The sequence below is a fragment of the Acinetobacter colistiniresistens genome (genome assembly GCF_000413935.1).
Classification (GTDB): Bacteria; Pseudomonadota; Gammaproteobacteria; order Pseudomonadales; family Moraxellaceae; genus Acinetobacter; species Acinetobacter colistiniresistens.
On sequence record NZ_KE340380.1, the window covers coordinates 776,654 to 795,444 of the forward strand.

Consider the following 18,791-nt stretch of genomic DNA (forward strand, 5'->3'; position numbering starts at 1 on the left):
TTTTACCCAAGATGAGTCTGGATTAACCCTTGTTCACTGTATAACACAGGTTCAGGTTCTAGTTGAATACTAAACTTTTGTTTTACATCACTTTGTACAGCTCGATAGGTCGCTTGCACATCGGCAAGTGTGGCCTCGGCATAATTCACCAAGACCAAGGCCTGTTTCTGAAACATCCCTACTGAACCCAGTTGCTTACCTTTCCAGCCAGCTTGATCGATTAACCAGCCTGCTGCCACTTTAACATTGCTATTCGCTTGCGGATAATGCGGAATGTTTGGAAATTGTTGAGTAATTTTGTCGAATTCTATTTGTGTCAAAATAGGATTTTTAAAAAAACTACCGACATTGGGAAACTCGTTTGGATTCGGTAATTTACTTTGGCGAATATAAATCACCTGATTTTGTAAATTTTCCGCTGTGAGTTCATTACCGACTGCTTGTTTGAGATCACCATAATTCAGTTTAAGTTCTGCTTCTTTCAGCAGTTTGAAGGTCACGCTGATGATGATGTAACGATTCGGGTGATCTTTAAAAATACTATGACGATATGCAAAATGACAATCTTGAGCTGCAATCGAAGTAAACTGTTTCAATTCACGATCATAGACTTGTACAGAGTCAATGAACTCTCCTGCTTCTACACCATAAGCCCCAATATTCTGTACAGGCGAAGCACCCACCAGACCCGGAATCAAGGCAAGATTTTGCAGACCAAACCAATGTTGTTGTGTGCTATACAAAACAAAGTCATGCCAGATTTGTCCAGCACCCACTTTGACGGTAATGCGATGTTCATCCTCAGCCTGAACCTCTATCCCCTGAATATTCAAATGTAAGACCAAAGCTTGAATCTGTTGCGGCAATAACACATTACTGCCACCAGAGAGCACCAAAACATTCAAATGTTGCTGTTCGGCAAAGGTCAGAGCCTCAACCACCTCCTCAGCATGATTGATTTGAACATAATGCGAAGCAATGGCATTCAAATTTAAGGTATTTAAGTTTTTAAGCTGAACCTGTGCTTGTACCTGCATATTAAATTAAATCCTATAACCCTGCTTTCATCTGCTTTTTAAAAATATCAACCCATGCTTGGCTGCTGGACTCACATTGATCAAGCACGCGATCAAAGCCATCCGCGCCCCCATAATAAGGATCTGGTACGGCTTGTTGACTAAAACGCGGATCATGTTCACTCATCAATGCCAGTTTGGCACGGATCTGATCAGCGCCAAATTGACGCACTGCCTGCGGCATGAGCGCTTGAATATCATCAAAATTTTCATGATCCATTGCAAGAATAAGATCAAACTCGACAAAATCGGCTAACACAATCTGTCTTGCGCGTAGCTGGGCCAAATCATAACCACGTTTTAGCGCATGTTTCTGACTGCGTGCGTCTGGTGCTTTATTTGGATGATAATTACTGGTTCCTGCAGAATCGACGACTACATTGAGGTGATACACATCACAATAATGTCTGAGAATTGCCTCTGCGGTTGGGGAACGGCAAATATTTCCTAAACAGACACATAACACCTTATACGGCGTTTTGGATGGCATAATCACCTCAAAGCTACAGTTTTTAACAGCGTCTTATGTTAATTTATTTAAGCAGTGAAACCTATAGTCACTTTATATAAAAATGTTGTATTTATTATGAAAAAATAAGGATGTATGTATGAACCCGTTTCAATTTCAAACTGTTCCCAACATCATCGCGGGACTAGGTTCGATACAAGAACTTAAACAAGTGCTTACTCAACAGAATTATCACAAAGCATTAATTGTGACCGATGCAGGCATGATTCAACATCAACTACATCTCCCGATTTTAGAAATTTTAAACCAGATCAAACTTAAACATATTGTTTATGCAGATATTCAAGCAGATCCACCTGAACATGTTGTGCTCGAAGCTGTTGATTTCGCGAAGCAAGAACAGGTCGATGTGATCATTGGCTTTGGCGGTGGCAGCTCCATGGATGTAGCCAAAATTATTGCTTTACTGGCTCATCCTGAACAGCAACAAAATCTTAGTGAAATTTATGGTGTCAATCAGGCCAAAGCACCTCGTTTAGCCCTGATACTGATTCCAACCACAGCAGGAACAGGTTCAGAAGTCACCCCTATTTCAATCGTGACCACTGGCGCTACGACAAAAATGGGCGTGGTCTCTCCAATCCTCTATGCGGACGTAGCCATTTTAGATGCCACCTTCACCCAAGGCTTACCAGCACATATCACTGCGGCAACGGGCATAGATGCTATGGTTCACGCGATTGAAGCCTATACATCCAATCTAAAAAAGAATTTTTATGCAGATATGCTGGCTAAAAATGCTTTAAAACTACTCAATCATAATTTAGCTAAAGTCCTTAAAGATGGTGCTGATCTTGAAGCAAGACAGAATATGCTGGTGGGTTCAATGTTGGCAGGTCAGGCTTTTGCCAATGCACCAGTTGGTGCCGTGCATGCACTTGCGTATCCATTAGGAGGACATTTTCACCTTTCGCATGGCCATACCAATGCCTTGGTGCTGGTTGAGGTTTTAAAATTTAACGCTCCAAAGGCCAAACAGCATTATGCCGAGCTCATGCAACTCTTAGATCCACGCAGTACAGGCTGTACCGATGGCTTATGTGACCTGTTCATTGATCATATGCAAAACCATCTGGATCACAGTGGTTTAACACTAAAATTAAAAGATTTGAACATTGCCGAGGCCAAACTACCACAACTGGCCAAAGATGCGATGTTACAAACCAGACTCTTGCAAAACAATCCAAGAGAAATGACGGAACAGGATGCTTTACACATTTATCAGGCGATTTATGCATGACCAAACCCGTATTAAAAACACGAGAACAATTTAAATTCTTTCTGCCTATTCAAACCCGTTGGGCAGACAACGACCTTTACGGCCATGTAAATAACGTCACTTACTATAGTTATTTTGATACTGCTGCAAATGCATTGCTGATCAAGCAAACCGGCTTCGATATTCATCGCAGTAAAAGCATTGGTCTGGTTGTTGACTCAGCCTGTAGTTTCTTTCAAGAACTGTCTTTTCCCGAAATGATTGAAGTCGGCGTTGCAATTGGAAAAATTGGTAATTCATCACTGCGGTATGAACTGGCAATTTTTAAACATGGCCAACAACAAGCAGCAGCACAAGGTCATTTTGTGCATGTGTTTGTAGATCGTGAAACTCGAAAAAGCATCCCCATTCCTGAGCGTATGCGGGAAGTTTTAACCCATTTTATGTAAAAGCATGGGGCAAAAAGAAAATGCATCATTCTTTTTGCCCGAACTATCATTTACATCATGGCAGGATCGCTAAATGAATCCTCACCGGTTTCAACTCGCCCTGCAAAACGGCGGTAGTAACTCACATCACTTTGACATGTCACTTCAAAGTCATACCAATATCCGACTTCTGCCAATGCCCAATGCTGTTTCGCTACTTGTCCCGCTTTTACGCTCACCTGCAAAGGCGCATCGGTGCGATAGGCACAGGGTTTTAGTGTAAAGAGTGCATCTTTGGTTCCATTATTCATCAACTCAGCATAAACATCCCCATTGGCGATGTCATAACACACCCGAATCTCGGGTTGAACACCACTATCGACAATACGTTGTATATCACCTTTAAAATGGCGATGGTAACCATTTGGTCCGAGTACCCATAAATCATAACGCCCTAAATTATCTTTCAAGGCATCCCAAACATCCTCTAAAGTTTTGTTCGGTTCGACAATATAGCGTTGAGGAATACGGCTTAGATTCAATTTGTCGTATACATGGAATACTGCCGCCTGTGTACCGGTATTCGCAAAAATTAACTGTACCTTGCCATCAGTCTGACATTTTGCACTGGTATGCAATTCATAAGGTAAGGCACGCGAAAAACGGATCCCGCTTTGCTGAATCGGTGTTTTAATCTCACTTGGCACAGGCACAGCCGGCAAAGCCTCCTGACGTGTTCTTAAATTATCTGCATCTAACCGTGTTTGTTGTCCGTTTAATGAGGGTACGCCATCCGCATTTGGATTTTTGAAATTAAAAGCACTGGTGAGATCACCACAGACAGCACGGCGGTATGGACTAATATTGGGTTCTTCCACCCCAAAACGCTGCTCCAAGAACATCAACACCGAAGTATGATCAAATACTTGTGAATTCACCCAGCCGCCACGGCTCCAAGGCGAAATCACATACAACGGAACACGTGGTCCGGGGCCGTATACACGACCATCTGGTAGCGGTTGCGAGCGGCTCCCCTCTGGTGCAGGATGATTAAAATATTCATCTTGCATATCAGCAGTACTGAGTGTCGACTTACCAGCATATTGACCGTTTGCAAGCCGTGATGGCGCAGATGGTGATGGTACATGATCAAAATAACCATCATTTTCATCAAAATTAATCAATAAGGCGGTTTTACTCCATACTTCTGGCACAGCCGTTAACGCATTCATAATTTCCTGAATAAACCATGCGCCTTGTACAGGACTTGATGGATCAGGATGTTCGCAATAAATGGATGGCGCATTAATCCAAGAAACTTGTGGTAATTTACCTTCTCGAATATCTCGTTTAAATGCATCCAGATATTCTTCAGGTTTATTCCCTGGCAAAGTATTGGCAATACCTTTATATAATGGATTTTTTGCATTATCCGTTGCGCGATCATAGGCTTTATAGGGTAATTTCTGTCCTGTATCGGCATAGGGCTTATTGGGTTCACCGCCACTTGAAACAGGATAGCCTGATGCTATATTTGCCTTTCTAAATGATCGGAATGCCCCTAGCATATTATCACCCCACTCATCGGGCATATTTTGATAACACATCCAGCTGATACTCGCTTCTTCCAAGCGCTCTGCATAGGTCTTCCAGCTATAACCACGATCTGCGGTAGCTGGATTGCCATCAATCCAGTCCCATTCATTATTAACAAATGACCTTTTGGTTGGTGTTGCGCCATTTGTCCCAGTCAAATGAAATGAACGGTTCGCATCGGTACCTGTATGCATTGAACAATGGTAAGCATCACAAAGGGTAAAGGCATTGGCGAGAGCAAACTGATATGGAAGTTCTTGCTCTTTAAAATATCCCATTGAAATATCAGTCTTATAGGTCGGCCAGTTGCCCATTCGGCCATTGTCCCATGCCAGTTGACTGTCATTCCATGTATGCGGTGTGCCACTTGCACGTTGTGCATTATTGGCACTACCGTCTAAATGAAAAGGGGTTAAAACCTGCCCATTGCGTCTCAACTGCTCCCACACACGGCGGCCATTTGCCAAAGGAATGGTAAAACGATCGGCAAAACCACGAACACCTTTTAATGTTCCAAAGTAATGGTCAAAGGAACGGTTTTCCTGCATTAAAATCACAACATGTTCAACATCTTGAATGCTACCAGTCAGATTGTTTGCAGGAATCGCGAGTGCTTTTTGGATGCTGGATGGGAAAGCTGTCAATGCCGCAGCACCGACACCCATATTGAGAGAATAGTTTAAAAATTTACGGCGTGTAATCATGATTAAAGTCTTCTTATTGTTCTTTTATGGAGCACAGCGCATAACAGGCTTTTTTCCTGTTTCTGATGTGGTTGAATGATCATTTGCCGAATCGTTGCAGCCACTCAGCAAAATGACACTCATTAACAAAAAATGCGAATATTTAAAGAAAACGACGCCTGCGCCCTGCCTGTTCATTGCGATGTCCAATCCATTCTGAAACCAAGATGACTAACATAGAAAAGTACAATGACAGGGACGTGACCCAAATCTTTCAATTTAATGAAAAGATCGGAGTCTTATTATTCTAATAATGACCTGCAGCGGTCACCAATCACCACATTTAAGGCTTTAATTGAACGTTTTGAAGTTCAGCATCAAAGCTATCCACCAAACTTTTAATGGTCGACTCTTGATGAAGTAATTCAACTGCACGGCTAAACGCGCGTTCTTTACGTTCATTTTGCATCACTAACGGCGTATTCGAATCAACGACAGCGTATTGCACACTAAACTGCGTTTGCGGCCATTGCGCTTTTAATGCATCCTCTAAACCATGCTGTAATTGCGACAACATACCTTCGTATTCCTGCGGAATCTTGAAGGTTGAAGCACCATTAATTTGTCCCTGCATGATGCCATGCTGCGCCAACTCTTGAACCGCAGGCGATAACTGACTGGTTCTAAACCAAAACTCCCATTTTGCTAAATCCCAATCACCTTCTAAAACTTGCTCAGCTAACTTTAGAATATCCTGCGGCATAAGATGGCTCTGCTCAGCCATGCCCTCCGCTGCGACTGCTGTCTTTTCAAGTACAGGCTGAATGATCGGCTCTTCAGTCGTTTGAACAGAATGCTCAGGCTCGACAACAAGACGAGCTTCAAGCTTCGGGCTTTCCACTACAACTTGTACTGCTACATCTGGTTCAACAGGGAAAATCAAAACATCATCATTTTCTGTAAGCATAGATTGAGTTAAATGCTGCTCTGCAGATGCTTCCAATCCAATCAATTGCCCCGCTTCTGCATCGAATACCATCAGACTGCTATCCTGATTTTCTGTCGCAGGTTCAGGTTCAGGTTCAGGTTCAGGTTCAGGTTCAGGTTCAGGTTCAGGTTCAGGTTCAGGTTCAGGTTCAGGTTCAACATGACCAACTTCTGCCTGAACTGCAAGCTGATTGTCTTGACTTAAATTCTGTACTGGTTGAGCGACAACAGCGGCTGCAATCTGGGTTACGGGTGTTGCGCTGACCGTTACCTCATGCATGCTCATTGGTCTAAATGCGAGTAAACGCAAGACTGTCATTTCAAAGCCTTGCTCTTGTGTCACCGCAAGCTGCAACTCAGCACGCCCTTTGCAGGCAATTTGATAATAAAGCTGCAAATCCTGAGCAGAAACCAGCTTGGAAAGCTGTATAATTTTCTGATTAATTTCCTCACTATATTTCAGTGCAAGATCAGGTAAATACTGCAATATAGCCAATTCATGCAAGGTCGAAACCAGTTGATCCAGAACCAAAGACACATCTAAGGCTTGCTGTCTAAACTGTAGCAATAACTGACTGACTCGAGCCTGCTGATTTTGATGAATCGCTAAAATCAGGTCATAAATAATGGTTCGGTCAATTAAGCCCAACATGTCTTTGACATCTTGATGATGGACAGCACCTTGACCATAGGCAATCGCTTGGTCAGTTAACGATAACGCATCGCGCAATGAACCTTGTGCAGATTCAGCAATTTGCCAAATCGCATCTTGATCGGCTTCGATCTGTTCTTTATTTAAAATTGCAGTCAGATGTTCTGTGATTTCATCGACAGCCAAAGGACGCAGGGTAAATTGTAAACAACGCGAGATCACGGTAATTGGAAGTTTTTGAGGATCTGTTGTTGCAAATAGGAATTTGACGTGTTCGGGCGGCTCTTCCAATGTTTTTAACAACGCATTAAAAGAATGCGTTGAAAGCATATGTACTTCATCGATCAAGTAAACTTTGAAGCGACCTTGCGTCGGTGCATAAGGCACATTGTCGAGTAACTCGCGGGTATCTTCAACTTTGGTTCGTGATGCCGCATCGATCTCAATCAAGTCGATAAAACGGCCTTCATTTACCGCTTTACAGGTTGCACAGACTTCACATGGCGTCGAAGTAACCCCAGTCTCACAGTTTAAACACTTGGCCAAAATACGGGCAATCGTGGTTTTTCCGACCCCACGCGTTCCTGTAAACAAGTAGGCATGATGCAAACGCCCACGTTCCAATGCGCTGGTTAAAGCACGAGAAACATGGTTTTGCCCCACTAACTCATTGAAATTACGTGGACGGTATTTTCTTGCCAGTACTTGATACATGTATGCTCCTTTTTGCATGTTAAGCATACTGTTTTTTTGAAAGACTGTGAACGAATCCGCTGCTAATTGATCAAGATTAAGTACATTCTACGACTTTTCATGCGGATTTCATCACATTCACACAGGACTTGCGTCAATATTCAACTCAAGGGACAATATGCGCCAATTTAAATGTTGTTGGTTTCATTTCCCATGTCTCAATCTTTAGCGGTACTCGGCGGCATTACCGCAGAACAATTTCTTACGGAATACTGGCAGAAAAAACCCTTGCTGGTCCGCAATGCAATGCCTGAAATTATCGGTTTATTAGAACCAGAAGATATTCAAGAATTGGCGCTTGAAGAAGATGTCACTGCCCGCTTAATTCGTCAAAAAAATAAAAATCCAAATGAATGGCATGTTAAATCATCGCCTTTGACCAAAGGCGATTTCCAAAAACTGCCTAATCTATGGACACTTTTAGTTCAGGCAGTGGATCACTACTCTTTCGATATCGCTGAACTTTGGAAGAAATTTCCCTTTATTCCTCAATGGCGTCGCGATGACATCATGGTGTCTTATGCACCTCAAGGCGGTTCTGTCGGTAAACACTTCGATTTTTATGATGTGTTTCTGGTACAAGGACATGGTCACCGTCGTTGGCAATTAGGTCAAATGTGTGATGCGTCGACTCAATTTTTACCCGATCAGCCCTTAAAACTGTTAGCTGAACTGGATATCCAGTTTGATGAAGTACTTGCCCCTGGTGACCTTCTATATGTACCCCCAGGCCTTGCACATTACGGCGTAGCAGAAGATGACTGCTTAACCTTCTCTTTTGGTTTCCGTATGCCGAATCTTTCAGAAATGATTGATCAGGTCAGTGATAAATTTGCGGAAAATACTTCTCTCAAAAATCCATTGGCGGATATTGCACGCCAGCAAACTGCGAATCTTGGGGAAATTAACAGTACTGAATTTTCATATTTAAAAACTCAGTTACTGGATTATCTCACTCAAGCGCCTGAGTTCGATGCGGCAATCATGGCGTATATGAGCGAAGCAAGCTACCCAAACAACATTCCAGAACCAGAAGAAGTTGATGTTAATGATGTTGCCGAGGTGATTGGCGCGGATTATCAAATCATTCTAGAGCCAGCTTCTCGATTACTTTATAGAAAACAAGGTGAATCTTTAGAGTTTTGGGCAAATGGCGATACCATTTGCATTTCTGAAACATTCGCCCCTTACCTTAAACAAATAGCAGATGGTGAAAGCTTGATGCTTGATGAACGCTTTCATGCAGCAGAGATTTTAGAAGATATAACTCTACTGCTAAATAGTGCTGTTGTGATGCTCTTGCCACCAAACTAAGGCTGTAAGCTATTTCAACGATGCCAAGGACGTTTTAATTCTCAGCCTTGGCATCGTTGCACGACAATACGAACAAAAAATAAACCCATACTTTTTTTAATGATTACATTTTAATGCTTGAATAAGAAAAAAAATTTAATAGACTAAAGCGAAGTCATTATAAAAAACATTCGATATAAATCGCTTTTATATAACAGCAAGGAGTCCGACTTGTGTTTAAAAAAATATTGTGTCTTTCCATTCTTAGCTCATCACTAATCCTACAAACCAGTCATGCCTGTACTCGTGCCGTTTATTTAGGCAATAACAACCACATCATTACTGCGCGTTCAATGGACTGGAAAGTTGATGTCGGCACCAATTTATGGATTTTTCCAAGTGGCGTGATGAGAGATAGTAATGCCGGACCAAAATCACTAAAATGGAAAGCAAAATATGGCAGTGTTATTGCAACAGGCTATGATATATCAACCACCGATGGCATGAATGAAGCGGGACTTGTTGCAAACGTATTATGGTTGGTCGAGTCACAATATCCTGACACCAAAAAATCTAATAAACCGCAACTCAGTATTTCTGCTTGGGCACAATATGTCCTCGATAACTATGCAACCGTTTCCGAAGCAGTAAATGCATTGGAAAAAGAACCGTTTGACCTGATTACCGATAGTGTTCCGGGTGAACAACGTTTAGCAACATTACATTTATCTATTTCAGATAAAACTGGTGATAGTGCAATTATTGAATATATAGGTGGTCAGCAGGTCATTCATCACAACAAAAAATACCAAGTCATGACCAACTCCCCAACCTTTGATCAACAACTTGCATTAAATACTTACTGGCAACAAATTGGTGGAACAGTGATGCTACCAGGCACCAATCGGGCTGCTGATCGATTTGCGCGCGCGTCATTTTATATCAATGCAATTCCAAAGAGTGATAACCCTAAAGATGCGTTAGCTTCAGTCTTTAGTGTGATCCGTAATGCATCTGTTCCCTATGGTTTAAATACGGCAGAAGAACCTAATATTTCCTCTACACGCTGGAGAACAGTTGCGGATCATAAGCAGCAACTTTATTTCTTTGAATCCGCTGTTTCGCCAAATGTCTTTTGGGTAGATTTAAAGAAAATTAACTTTAAAGACGGTTTAACGCGTAAACTTGACCTTGGCAAAGATCAACAGAATACTTTTGCTGGCGATGCAACCGATCATTTTAAAATATCAAAACCATTTGAATTTCTTGGTCCACAATTACATCGTTAACACTGAAATATTGAATACATTCTAGAGAGTTAAAAGATGAAAAAAACTTTAAGTTTACTGAGCCTTTGTATTGTTATGAATGGTTGTTCAACCTTACCTGACACTTCTACAACATCAACAGGTAATTTAGCCACAGCGGGTTCGTTAAACTGCAAAGCAAATGAACTCTGCCCGAATGTTTTTGTTGAATGGGACAAGCAACACAAAGAACAGTTAAGCGTAGAAACCGTACTTAACAGTAGCTATGATTATTATGACATTATGAACCGTACCGGGTTTGTCGGAGACTTTTTTATTTAAGTTAAGCCACCTGACCTAACGGGTTAATCTTATCATAGTACATTGCTTCAAACTCAAAAGGCGATACATAACCCAGTGCACTGTGTACACGCTTTTTATTGAACCAATCTACCCAGTTTAGTGTCGCAAGTTGTACATCTGCTAAACCTTGCCAATCTGCTTTTAAATATTCAATCACCTCTGTTTTGTATAAGCCATTCACCGTTTCAGCCAGAGCATTATCGTATGAATCACCCGTTGTACCGACTGATGCTCGTAAATTTGCTGCTTCTAAACGATTGGTATAGCGAATGGAAAGATATTGCACACCTCTGTCGGAATGATGAATCACATTCTTTGGCATGCCTCGATCATGCAATGCTTGCTCTAATGCATCAAGCACCATATCTGTATTCATCCGTGTAGATACTTTCCATCCAACAATTGCTCGTGAGAACACATCAATAACAAATGCGGTATATACCCAGCCTGAATGAGTTTGAATATACGTAAAGTCACCCACCCATAGTTGGTTTGGATGATCAGCATTAAAATTACGTTTCACTAAATCATCTGCCCGTTTTTGGTCATCTCGGTTACGGGTGGTTTGTTTATTCTTACCACGCCAAACACCTTGTATACCTAGCTTTTGCATCAATCGAGCAACTGTACAACGTGCAATAACATAACCCTCACGTTTCAATTTTTGCCAAACTTTACGTACACCATATCGACCTGAACTTTCTTTCCAAATTCGTTTAATTTGTTCAGCATGATACTCATCATGTAGATCTCGTTTCGCTCGATGTTCTGGATTGTCAGTGAGATCTAAAGTTCGGTAATAGGTTGAAGGTGCAATCGGTAAAATTCTACAAATCGCTTCAACACCATATCGATCTTTATTGTTATGGATAAAATCCACCATTATTTGTGTGGGCGGTCGAGCTCCGCCTGGGCGAAAAAAGCGGCTGCTTTACGTAGAATTTCATTGGCACGTTTTAATTCTTTAATTTCACGTTCCATTTGCTTCATTTTTTCTTGGTCAGATATCTGTTGTACTTTGGCAGGATTTAGTTGATCCAGATGCTTTAAATACCAAACACGCAATGTTTCAGGAGTACAACCGATTTTAGGAGCAATAGCTGTGATTGCTGCCCAAGTAGAAGGATAATCTTTTTCAGATTCAATTAGTAATTGAACCGCTCTTTCTCTAATTTCGGGGGTATAGTTTGGTTTTGTCATCGGGATAGTCTCTCAGAATATTGACTCTCCGACAAACCCGGTACGGTTCATTAAGGGAATTACGTTCTTCATTGATGGTAAAGCTTTTGCATATAAGCCTGTTGGCCCTACACAACAAAAGAACATCAACAGACTCATTCCGCGACGCTCATCAAATCGTTTTATTCTTCCAAGTACATTCCTATTAGAGCTTAAAAAAGCACAGAATGTCGAACTTTCAATTGAAACAGATAAAGGTAATATTAAACATTCCGTCTATACACCTACCCAGCAATCAACACTCTACCAAAACTTCGCTAAACTCATAGCTAGTTTGCCTGCACATCAGAAATAAATCGTAAAACAGAAATTATATGATTAAAGTCAGTTATTTATTTTAACTATAACTAACTGACTTTTTATATAGTAAACATATTCAAAATAAATACGGGAATAAATTTTCAATCACTTAAACATACATAAGTTTACAAAGAAAAGTGCATTCAATATAGATTCAACCACTCATTCAAAATAAGCATTAAAACCAGTTTCCCTTTGAAAACAATTATATGAATAATCATCCATTAACCAGACTTAAATTAGACTAATCTTCTATCGTATTTTAAGATTCCTATAATAGTTATTTTCTATAGTTAAATCACATTATTTTCAACCATGCGACTTGAAAATGCGGACTAAAGAATCATTTAAATAAATAATGTTATTTTTCCCTATGATATTTTCAAAATACCATGTAAAATCCCTGCCAAAATTGCATGATGAAATGCAACATGATGCTCTTGGCGATGGGCGAACTCGAGGCGTTGTATGTCAAAAAAAGAAGATATTATTACCACTGCATTAAGACTTTTTAATTCGCATAGCTATAACTCGATCGGTGTAGATCGAATCATTAGTGAATCGGGCGTTGCAAAAATGACTTTCTACAAATACTTCCCTTCAAAGGAAAAGTTAATTGAAGAATGCCTTGTGCAACGTAACATTAATCTCCAAACTTCTTTAAATGCGACCTTGGCAGAATGTGATCAAGAGGATTACCTTGGCCAACTTAAAGCAATCTTTGGATGGTATGCAGCTTGGTTTAATAGCGAAGACTTTAATGGTTGTATGTTTCAGAAAGCACTGGAAGAAGTCATCAAGATTTATCCTTCTACCTTGCAACCTGCAACCCAGTACAAGATTTGGTTAACGGCCTTAATCGAAAATTTACTTAAGAATCTAGACATTCGTCATCCCACCCATCTTGCTACATTGATTGTCAGTATTTTAGATGGTATGACCATTCAAGCCCATGTGAACAGACATTCTGTCGAAATGGATGAATATTGGAAACGTGTCGAACACTTGATTAGTTTCGAAAAAGCACTGGCGTAGATCTAGAATATCCCTTTAAAACGAAGGGATATTTTTATAGAAAAGTAATGAGATAAAATAATTGAAAAAAATAAAGCGTGATTTATAATTATTATTGTGTCTCACGCTTGCGTCTGAGTGTAAAAAGAATAATAAAAATTATTACCCTCTGGCGGTTGCACTTTCGTACTTCCGATCCTTCTTATGCAGACAGATCGTTCTGTCTTGTTTCTCATTATATATAGTTTTATCTAAAGTACAATCTTTTTTTAAACTTTTTTATATTCATTAATTATATTAACTACTTAATTTTATTGTTTAGTTTTTTTAAAATAAAATGAACTATTCTGCGTACTTTTACCCCCAAATAGATAAAAATTCACCCAAATAGTAAAAATGAGAAATAAATCACACTATATAACTTAAAAAACAAAATAATTAGCACTTAAAGACACTGTTATCACTTTTACTTATATGCTTTTTCATTAAAAACCATTGCAATTATTCAGTTTTACTACAATTTTTCCTGTCGCTGACTTTATACTAGCCACGGCTGTAACCGAGTGAGTATATGCATGCAAAAGGATTTCGAGATCGAAGCAATGAGAGAGTCTGCTGGTACAATTGTAACTGTACTAAAATCTCTAGCGAATACTGATCGGTTAATTATTTTGTGTCATTTGGCCAAACAAGAACTGAATGTTTCACAAATCGAAGAATTAACCCAGATTTTTCAACCCACCCTTTCACAACAATTAATGATGTTAAGAAAAAGTCATATTGTGTCTACTCGGCGTGACGGCAAACAAATTTTCTACTCAATTCTTGATCCAAAACTGAAAATTGTATTGAACACCTTATATGAGCATTACTGCCCCCATCAGTAATTTATCGGCTAAATGCAACCATACCCATTTAGCATTTTTTATGCATAATATATATTAATTTGTGATTTAGAATATTGCGCATGAAATTGTTCAACCTAGGCTTATCTAAATTATTTCCTGCGCGAAAATGGCTAAGTTCTTATCGGTTTTCCAGTTTTAAGTCTGATCTGGTTGCAGCATGTATCGTTTTGGCCATGCTGGTCCCTCAAGGTATGGCTTACGCAATGTTGGCAGGATTACCACCTGCTATGGGAATATATGCCAGTATATTGCCAATGATTGTTTATGCTTTTACAGGCAGCAGCACAACACTCTCAATAGGTCCCGTCGCAATTATTTCAATGATGGTTTTTGCTGCACTTGATCCACTATTTAGCGCGGGATCAGCCGCCTATATTGAAGCCGCTTATTTACTGGCCTTATTAGTCGGGGTTATCTCTCTGGTTTTAGGTGTATTGCGTTTCGGCTTTCTGATTCAACTGATTAGCCATCCCGTTATTCAAAGTTTTATCATTGCCTCTGCCTTGCTGATCGCCCTAGGGCAGCTTAAATTTTTGCTAAACATTCCATTACAAGCAGGCAATATCCCTGAGTTTATATTCAGCCTTTCTCAGCACATTGATCAAATTACATTAACGGGTGTTAGCTTTGGCGTACTTTCAGTTCTGTTGCTTTTTATTCTTCCGAAATTAATTGCATCAGATTTTCTGAACAAAATATTGCCCTTAGTAATCGTTCTGCTCTCGATTGCTGTCATTACTTTTATGGGAAATGAGCAACATAATATTCAGACTGTTGGTCTTATTCCAGCAGGTTTACCCAATTTTTATTTTCCTACCTGGAATACCCAATTGGTGCTGCAATTGTTACCTAGTGCATTTATGATCGCCATGATTAGCTTTGTTGAATCATTGGCAATTGCGCAAGCAACAGCTTTGCAAAAGCGTGATGACTTGGATAGCAACCAAGAACTTATCGCCCTTGGATTGGCCAATATTGCCGCAGGTGTCAATTCAGGCTTTGCAGTTTCCGGCAGTTTATCCCGTACGGTTGTCAATGCAGATGCTGGCGCAAAAACGCCCATGTCTGGGATAATTTCTTCATTATTGATGATTGCGGTAAGTCTCTACTTTACAGGTTTCTTCCAAAACCTTCCACTCGCTGTTTTAGCAGCAACAATTTTTGTCTCTATCTGGAAATTGATTCGCCTCACTCCGTTTATTGAAACGTGGAAATATTCAAAAGCAGATGGCATTGCAATGTGGGTTACTTTCTTCGGTGTGACCTGTTTGGATATTTCAACAGGACTCATCATTGGGATCATTTTAACCTTTGTACTGCTGCTCTGGCGAATCAGCCGCCCACATATTGCAGTCATCGGTTTAATCGAGGGAACTCAACACTTTAGAAACATATCAAATTACAATGTAATTACAACAAAAGCGATTGCTTCTTTCCGTGTCGATGAAAATCTCAGTTTTTTGAATGCCCATGTATTAAAAGGTTATGTGATTACCGAAGTAAGTCAAAACCCTCTCTTACAGCATGTTGTAATTAACTGCTCAAGTATCAGCAGTATTGATCTCAGCGCATTAGAAATGTTAGAAGATCTTAATCACCAGTTGAATCAATTGAATATTCAGATGCATTTATCTGAAGTGAAAAGTCCTGTTATGGATCGACTGTCTAAATCAAGGCTTAAAAATGATCTTACAGGACAAATATTTTTATCACATTATCAAGCAATACAAACACTTTCCCCAGAAATGCTTGTAGAATGATCGACTTTTATTGGGTTATTTTTATACAAAAGGATGTGTCATGTTTTCATAATTTTTTTTAAAAAACATTGTGTTAATTTTTTCGGGATTTTTAAAGTAATTGAATTGCAAAAAAAATTTTATTATTCACGGTTCTTAGGTATAGAATACCGCGCTTGTTTAACCTTAAACCGTGCATAGGTTTATAAGGCCTTTATATGTTTAATGTACTGTCTCGCTTGAGCTTAGTAAGCAAAATTATTATCGCTATTTTTCTAGGGATTGGCGTCGCTCTGCTCTTTCCTAACTTTACACCCTATTTAAGTCTATTGGGTGAATTATTCATTAAAGCATTAAAGTCTGTTGCACCAATTTTAGTCTTCGTTTTAGTTCTATCTTCAATTGCAAACTTTCAAATTGGTCAAAGCTCAAAGATTAAACCTGTGCTTTTCCTTTATCTCATTGGTATGTTACTTGCCGCATTTAGTGCAGTAGCAGCGAGCATTATGTTTCCTAGCCAGCTCTTTTTGCATTTACCTGCAGAAACTGGAATTCAGCCGCCAGGTAGTCTTGCAGAAATTTTAAAGAATCTTCTTTTAAGTTTTATTGCAAACCCTGTACAGGCAATTAGTGAAGCTAACTTTATTGGTATTTTAGCTTGGGCGATTGGTCTTGGTTTAGCTTTACGTCATAGCTCTGATACAACCAAGAAGGTTATGACCGATGTCGCCGATGCAGTAAACAAGATTATTCATACCGTCATTGGTTTTGCCCCAATTGGTATTTTTGGTCTAGTTGCAGTTACATTTGCAAGTGCAGGTTTAGCAACGCTCACCAGTTATGCACATCTATTGGCAGTGCTGATCGGAACAATGCTATTCGTTGCATTGGTCATTAACCCAATTTTAGTGGGGATCACCATGAAAGCGAATCCTTATCCTTTGGTCTTCACTTGCTTAAAAGAAAGCGGCATCACGGCTTTCTTTACTCGCAGTTCAGCAGCCAACATTCCAGTAAATCTGGACTTGGCGCAACGTTTGGGTGTTAATGAAGCAACAGCCAGTGTTTCTATTCCACTTGGTGCGACGATTAATATGGCAGGTGCAGCGGTTACCATTACCGTACTGACTCTCGCTGCTGTACATACGCTTGGTATTCCAGTTGATTTAAGTACCATGATCATCTTATCGGTTGTAGCTGCTGTTTCTGCATGCGGCGCATCGGGTGTGGCTGGTGGATCTTTATTGTTGATCCCTGTCGCTTGTAGCCTGTTTGGTATATCATCTGAGATTGCCATGCAGATTGTTGCCATTGGCATGATTATCAGCGTACTGCAAGACTCAACAGAAACTGCCTTAAACTCATCAACAGATGTCTTGTTTACCGCAGCAGTTGATTTTAGAGACCATCCAAGATCATAGGTTGATATGCCACTTCAACGTTTACCCAACTGGATTCAACTTGGTGCTTTCTTACTTGCACTGAATGCAGGGATGGTAAACGTTTTAGGCTTATTTACCGTCCTACACCAATCCGTTTCACATATGACCGGCAATGTCAGTATGCTTGCAATGAGTGTACTTGACTGGCAACCTGAGCATTTAATTTATCTCAGTCTTGTCATTCTCTGCTTTGTCATCGGTTCTTTTTATAGTGGTCTGATACTTGGCAATGGTAATATTGCATTTGGACGACGTTATGGCCTGCCGCTTAGTTTAGTTGCAATCTTTCTGTTTCTTACTTGGTTATTACTGCCCTATTTCCCTCGCTACGGCCTTTTATGGGCCTGTGCCGCGATGGGAGTACAAAATGCAATGGTGAGCCACTATAGAGGTGCAATTATTCGTACAACTCACTTATCTGGCGTCCTCACTGATATTGGTTTAGCACTGGGATATAAAGCACGCGGCTTAAACGTAGAAAAACGGCGTATTTTTCTGCATTTCTTGATCTTTCTTGGTTTTTTATGCGGCGGACTTATTGCGAGTGTGCTTTATCCTTATTTAAACTTACAGACCTTTCTTATTCCAGCGGGTTTAAGCCTAGCCATGAGTCTGGCCTATTGGATTTTCTATTTTCGCTCTTCATCAAACTCAAATTTGGATTGAATTATGGTTAAAAATGCATTGCAAGCTCAACTGTTAAAAGCGGGTTTGATTGATAATAAGAAAGCTAAAAAATTAACCAAACAAGCCCAACATGGGCAACGTACTGGACAAAATGATGACGCTGCCCTAAAAGCAGAAATTGACCGTGCCAAGCAAGAAAAGTTGGCAAAAGACCAAGCCCTGAATTTAGAAAAACAGAATATTTTGGAAGAAAAAGCTTTAAAGGCTTCGATCATTCAAATGATCAAGCATCATAAAGTCAAAGAAACAGAAGGTGATGTAACCTACCAATTTATTGATGAAGGTAAAATCAAAAAAGTCTATCTTTCACAACAGGTTTATAATGCACTGGTTGTAGGTTCTCTTGTTATCGCTAAAGACCAAGACAGCTACGCCTATCTACCCAAAGCTCTTGCAGACAAAATTGATCAAAAAATGCAGGGTTTTATCTTGCTGAATAACAATACTGAGAATAATGATCAAACCACAGATGAAGAAGATCCATATGCAGCTTATGTCATTCCTGATGATTTGATGTGGTAAAGCTTCAAACCGTTATGTAAAAACGCCTTTACAAATCGTATATAAACTGTGATCAAGTTAATATAAAACCTCATTACACCTTACAATTCCTGCTCAAAGAATTTATAAGGTGTT

General features: G+C 40.0%; 15 protein-coding genes, 2 pseudogenes and 1 other annotated feature. Of the genes and pseudogenes, 12 read left to right on the forward strand and 5 right to left on the reverse strand.

Annotation, left to right across the window (positions count from 1 at the left end; all coding sequences use genetic code 11):
* Positions 1-2: 2 nt before the first annotated feature.
* The gene (gene murB / locus F907_RS06535) at positions 3-1,037 is read right to left on the reverse strand and encodes a UDP-N-acetylmuramate dehydrogenase (protein WP_005270940.1); all 1,035 of its coding nucleotides are present in this window, start codon (positions 1,035-1,037) and stop codon (positions 3-5) included.
* A 13-nt stretch (positions 1,038-1,050) separates the two neighbouring features.
* Positions 1,051-1,566: a low molecular weight protein-tyrosine-phosphatase gene (locus tag F907_RS06530; RefSeq protein ID WP_016652574.1), complete on the reverse strand. Its 516-nt coding sequence runs from the start codon at positions 1,564-1,566 to the stop codon at positions 1,051-1,053.
* A gap of 118 nt (positions 1,567-1,684) precedes the next feature.
* Between F907_RS06530 and F907_RS06525 the strand changes: the two genes are divergently transcribed.
* Together F907_RS06525 and F907_RS06520 are read left to right on the forward strand one after the other, a co-directional pair.
* Positions 1,685-2,845 carry an iron-containing alcohol dehydrogenase gene (locus tag F907_RS06525; RefSeq protein ID WP_005270942.1) on the forward strand — a complete coding sequence of 387 codons (1,161 nt, stop codon included), beginning with the start codon at positions 1,685-1,687 and terminating at the stop codon, positions 2,843-2,845.
* The gene (locus F907_RS06520) at positions 2,842-3,273 is read left to right on the forward strand and encodes an acyl-CoA thioesterase (RefSeq protein ID WP_016652575.1); all 432 of its coding nucleotides are present in this window, start codon (positions 2,842-2,844) and stop codon (positions 3,271-3,273) included. Before F907_RS06525 ends, F907_RS06520 begins: the two co-directional genes overlap by 4 nt.
* Positions 3,274-3,323: 50 nt before the next feature.
* Here F907_RS06520 and F907_RS06515 read toward each other — a convergent pair whose 3' ends face one another.
* Positions 3,324-5,552 carry a phosphocholine-specific phospholipase C gene (locus F907_RS06515; RefSeq protein ID WP_016652576.1) on the reverse strand — a complete coding sequence of 743 codons (2,229 nt, stop codon included), beginning with the start codon at positions 5,550-5,552 and terminating at the stop codon, positions 3,324-3,326.
* Between the two features lie 322 nt (positions 5,553-5,874).
* Positions 5,875-7,884, reverse strand: coding sequence for a DNA polymerase III subunit gamma/tau (gene dnaX, locus F907_RS06510; RefSeq protein WP_016652577.1), 2,010 nt, complete (start codon positions 7,882-7,884; stop codon positions 5,875-5,877).
* Positions 7,885-8,076: 192 nt separating this feature from the next.
* Between dnaX and F907_RS06505 the strand changes: the two genes are divergently transcribed.
* The 3 genes and pseudogenes from F907_RS06505 to F907_RS06495 all read left to right on the forward strand — a co-directional run.
* Positions 8,077-9,237, forward strand: a complete 1,161-nt coding sequence (locus tag F907_RS06505) for a cupin domain-containing protein (protein ID WP_016652578.1) — start codon at positions 8,077-8,079, stop codon at positions 9,235-9,237.
* 224 nt (positions 9,238-9,461) lie between these two features.
* Positions 9,462-10,505, forward strand: coding sequence for a linear amide C-N hydrolase (locus F907_RS06500; protein WP_373279062.1), 1,044 nt, complete (start codon positions 9,462-9,464; stop codon positions 10,503-10,505).
* A gap of 36 nt (positions 10,506-10,541) precedes the next feature.
* Positions 10,542-10,793, forward strand: a pseudogene (locus tag F907_RS06495) (hypothetical protein); the annotation flags it as partial.
* A gap of 13 nt (positions 10,794-10,806) precedes the next feature.
* Here the strand turns inward: F907_RS06495 and F907_RS06490 are convergent.
* Positions 10,807-12,026 (reverse strand): IS3-like element ISAba19 family transposase gene (locus F907_RS06490; protein ID WP_087486619.1). Its coding sequence is split into 2 segments (ribosomal slippage): positions 10,807-11,750 and positions 11,750-12,026, totalling 1,221 coding nucleotides; the frame shifts between segments, so codons are not numbered across the junction.
* Positions 11,635-11,751: a sequence feature (AL1L pseudoknot), on the reverse strand. It overlaps the preceding gene by 117 nt.
* A 49-nt stretch (positions 12,027-12,075) precedes the next feature.
* On the opposite strand from F907_RS06490, the pseudogene F907_RS19255 reads away from it, so the two are divergent.
* From F907_RS19255 to F907_RS06455, 7 genes and pseudogenes are all read left to right on the forward strand, one after another.
* Positions 12,076-12,360: pseudogene (locus tag F907_RS19255) on the forward strand (hypothetical protein); the annotation flags it as partial.
* A gap of 473 nt (positions 12,361-12,833) precedes the next feature.
* Entirely contained in the window at positions 12,834-13,400 is a 567-nt protein-coding gene (locus tag F907_RS06480; RefSeq protein WP_016652581.1) for a TetR/AcrR family transcriptional regulator, read from the forward strand.
* 554 nt (positions 13,401-13,954) lie between these two features.
* On the forward strand, positions 13,955-14,266 hold the full coding sequence (locus F907_RS06475; RefSeq protein WP_005241140.1) for an ArsR/SmtB family transcription factor: 312 nt from the start codon (positions 13,955-13,957) through the stop codon (positions 14,264-14,266).
* 80 nt (positions 14,267-14,346) lie between these two features.
* A complete protein-coding gene (locus F907_RS06470; protein ID WP_016652582.1) occupies positions 14,347-16,047 on the forward strand; it encodes a SulP family inorganic anion transporter in 1,701 nt (566 codons plus the stop codon).
* A gap of 197 nt (positions 16,048-16,244) precedes the next feature.
* The gene (gene sstT, locus F907_RS06465; protein WP_005270963.1) at positions 16,245-17,447 is read left to right on the forward strand and encodes a serine/threonine transporter SstT; all 1,203 of its coding nucleotides are present in this window, start codon (positions 16,245-16,247) and stop codon (positions 17,445-17,447) included.
* Positions 17,448-17,453: 6 nt separating this feature from the next.
* Entirely contained in the window at positions 17,454-18,134 is a 681-nt protein-coding gene (locus F907_RS06460; protein ID WP_016652583.1) for a YoaK family protein, read from the forward strand.
* 3 nt (positions 18,135-18,137) lie between these two features.
* Positions 18,138-18,677: a DUF2058 domain-containing protein gene (locus F907_RS06455; RefSeq protein ID WP_016652584.1), complete on the forward strand. Its 540-nt coding sequence runs from the start codon at positions 18,138-18,140 to the stop codon at positions 18,675-18,677.
* Positions 18,678-18,791: the final 114 nt, after the last annotated feature.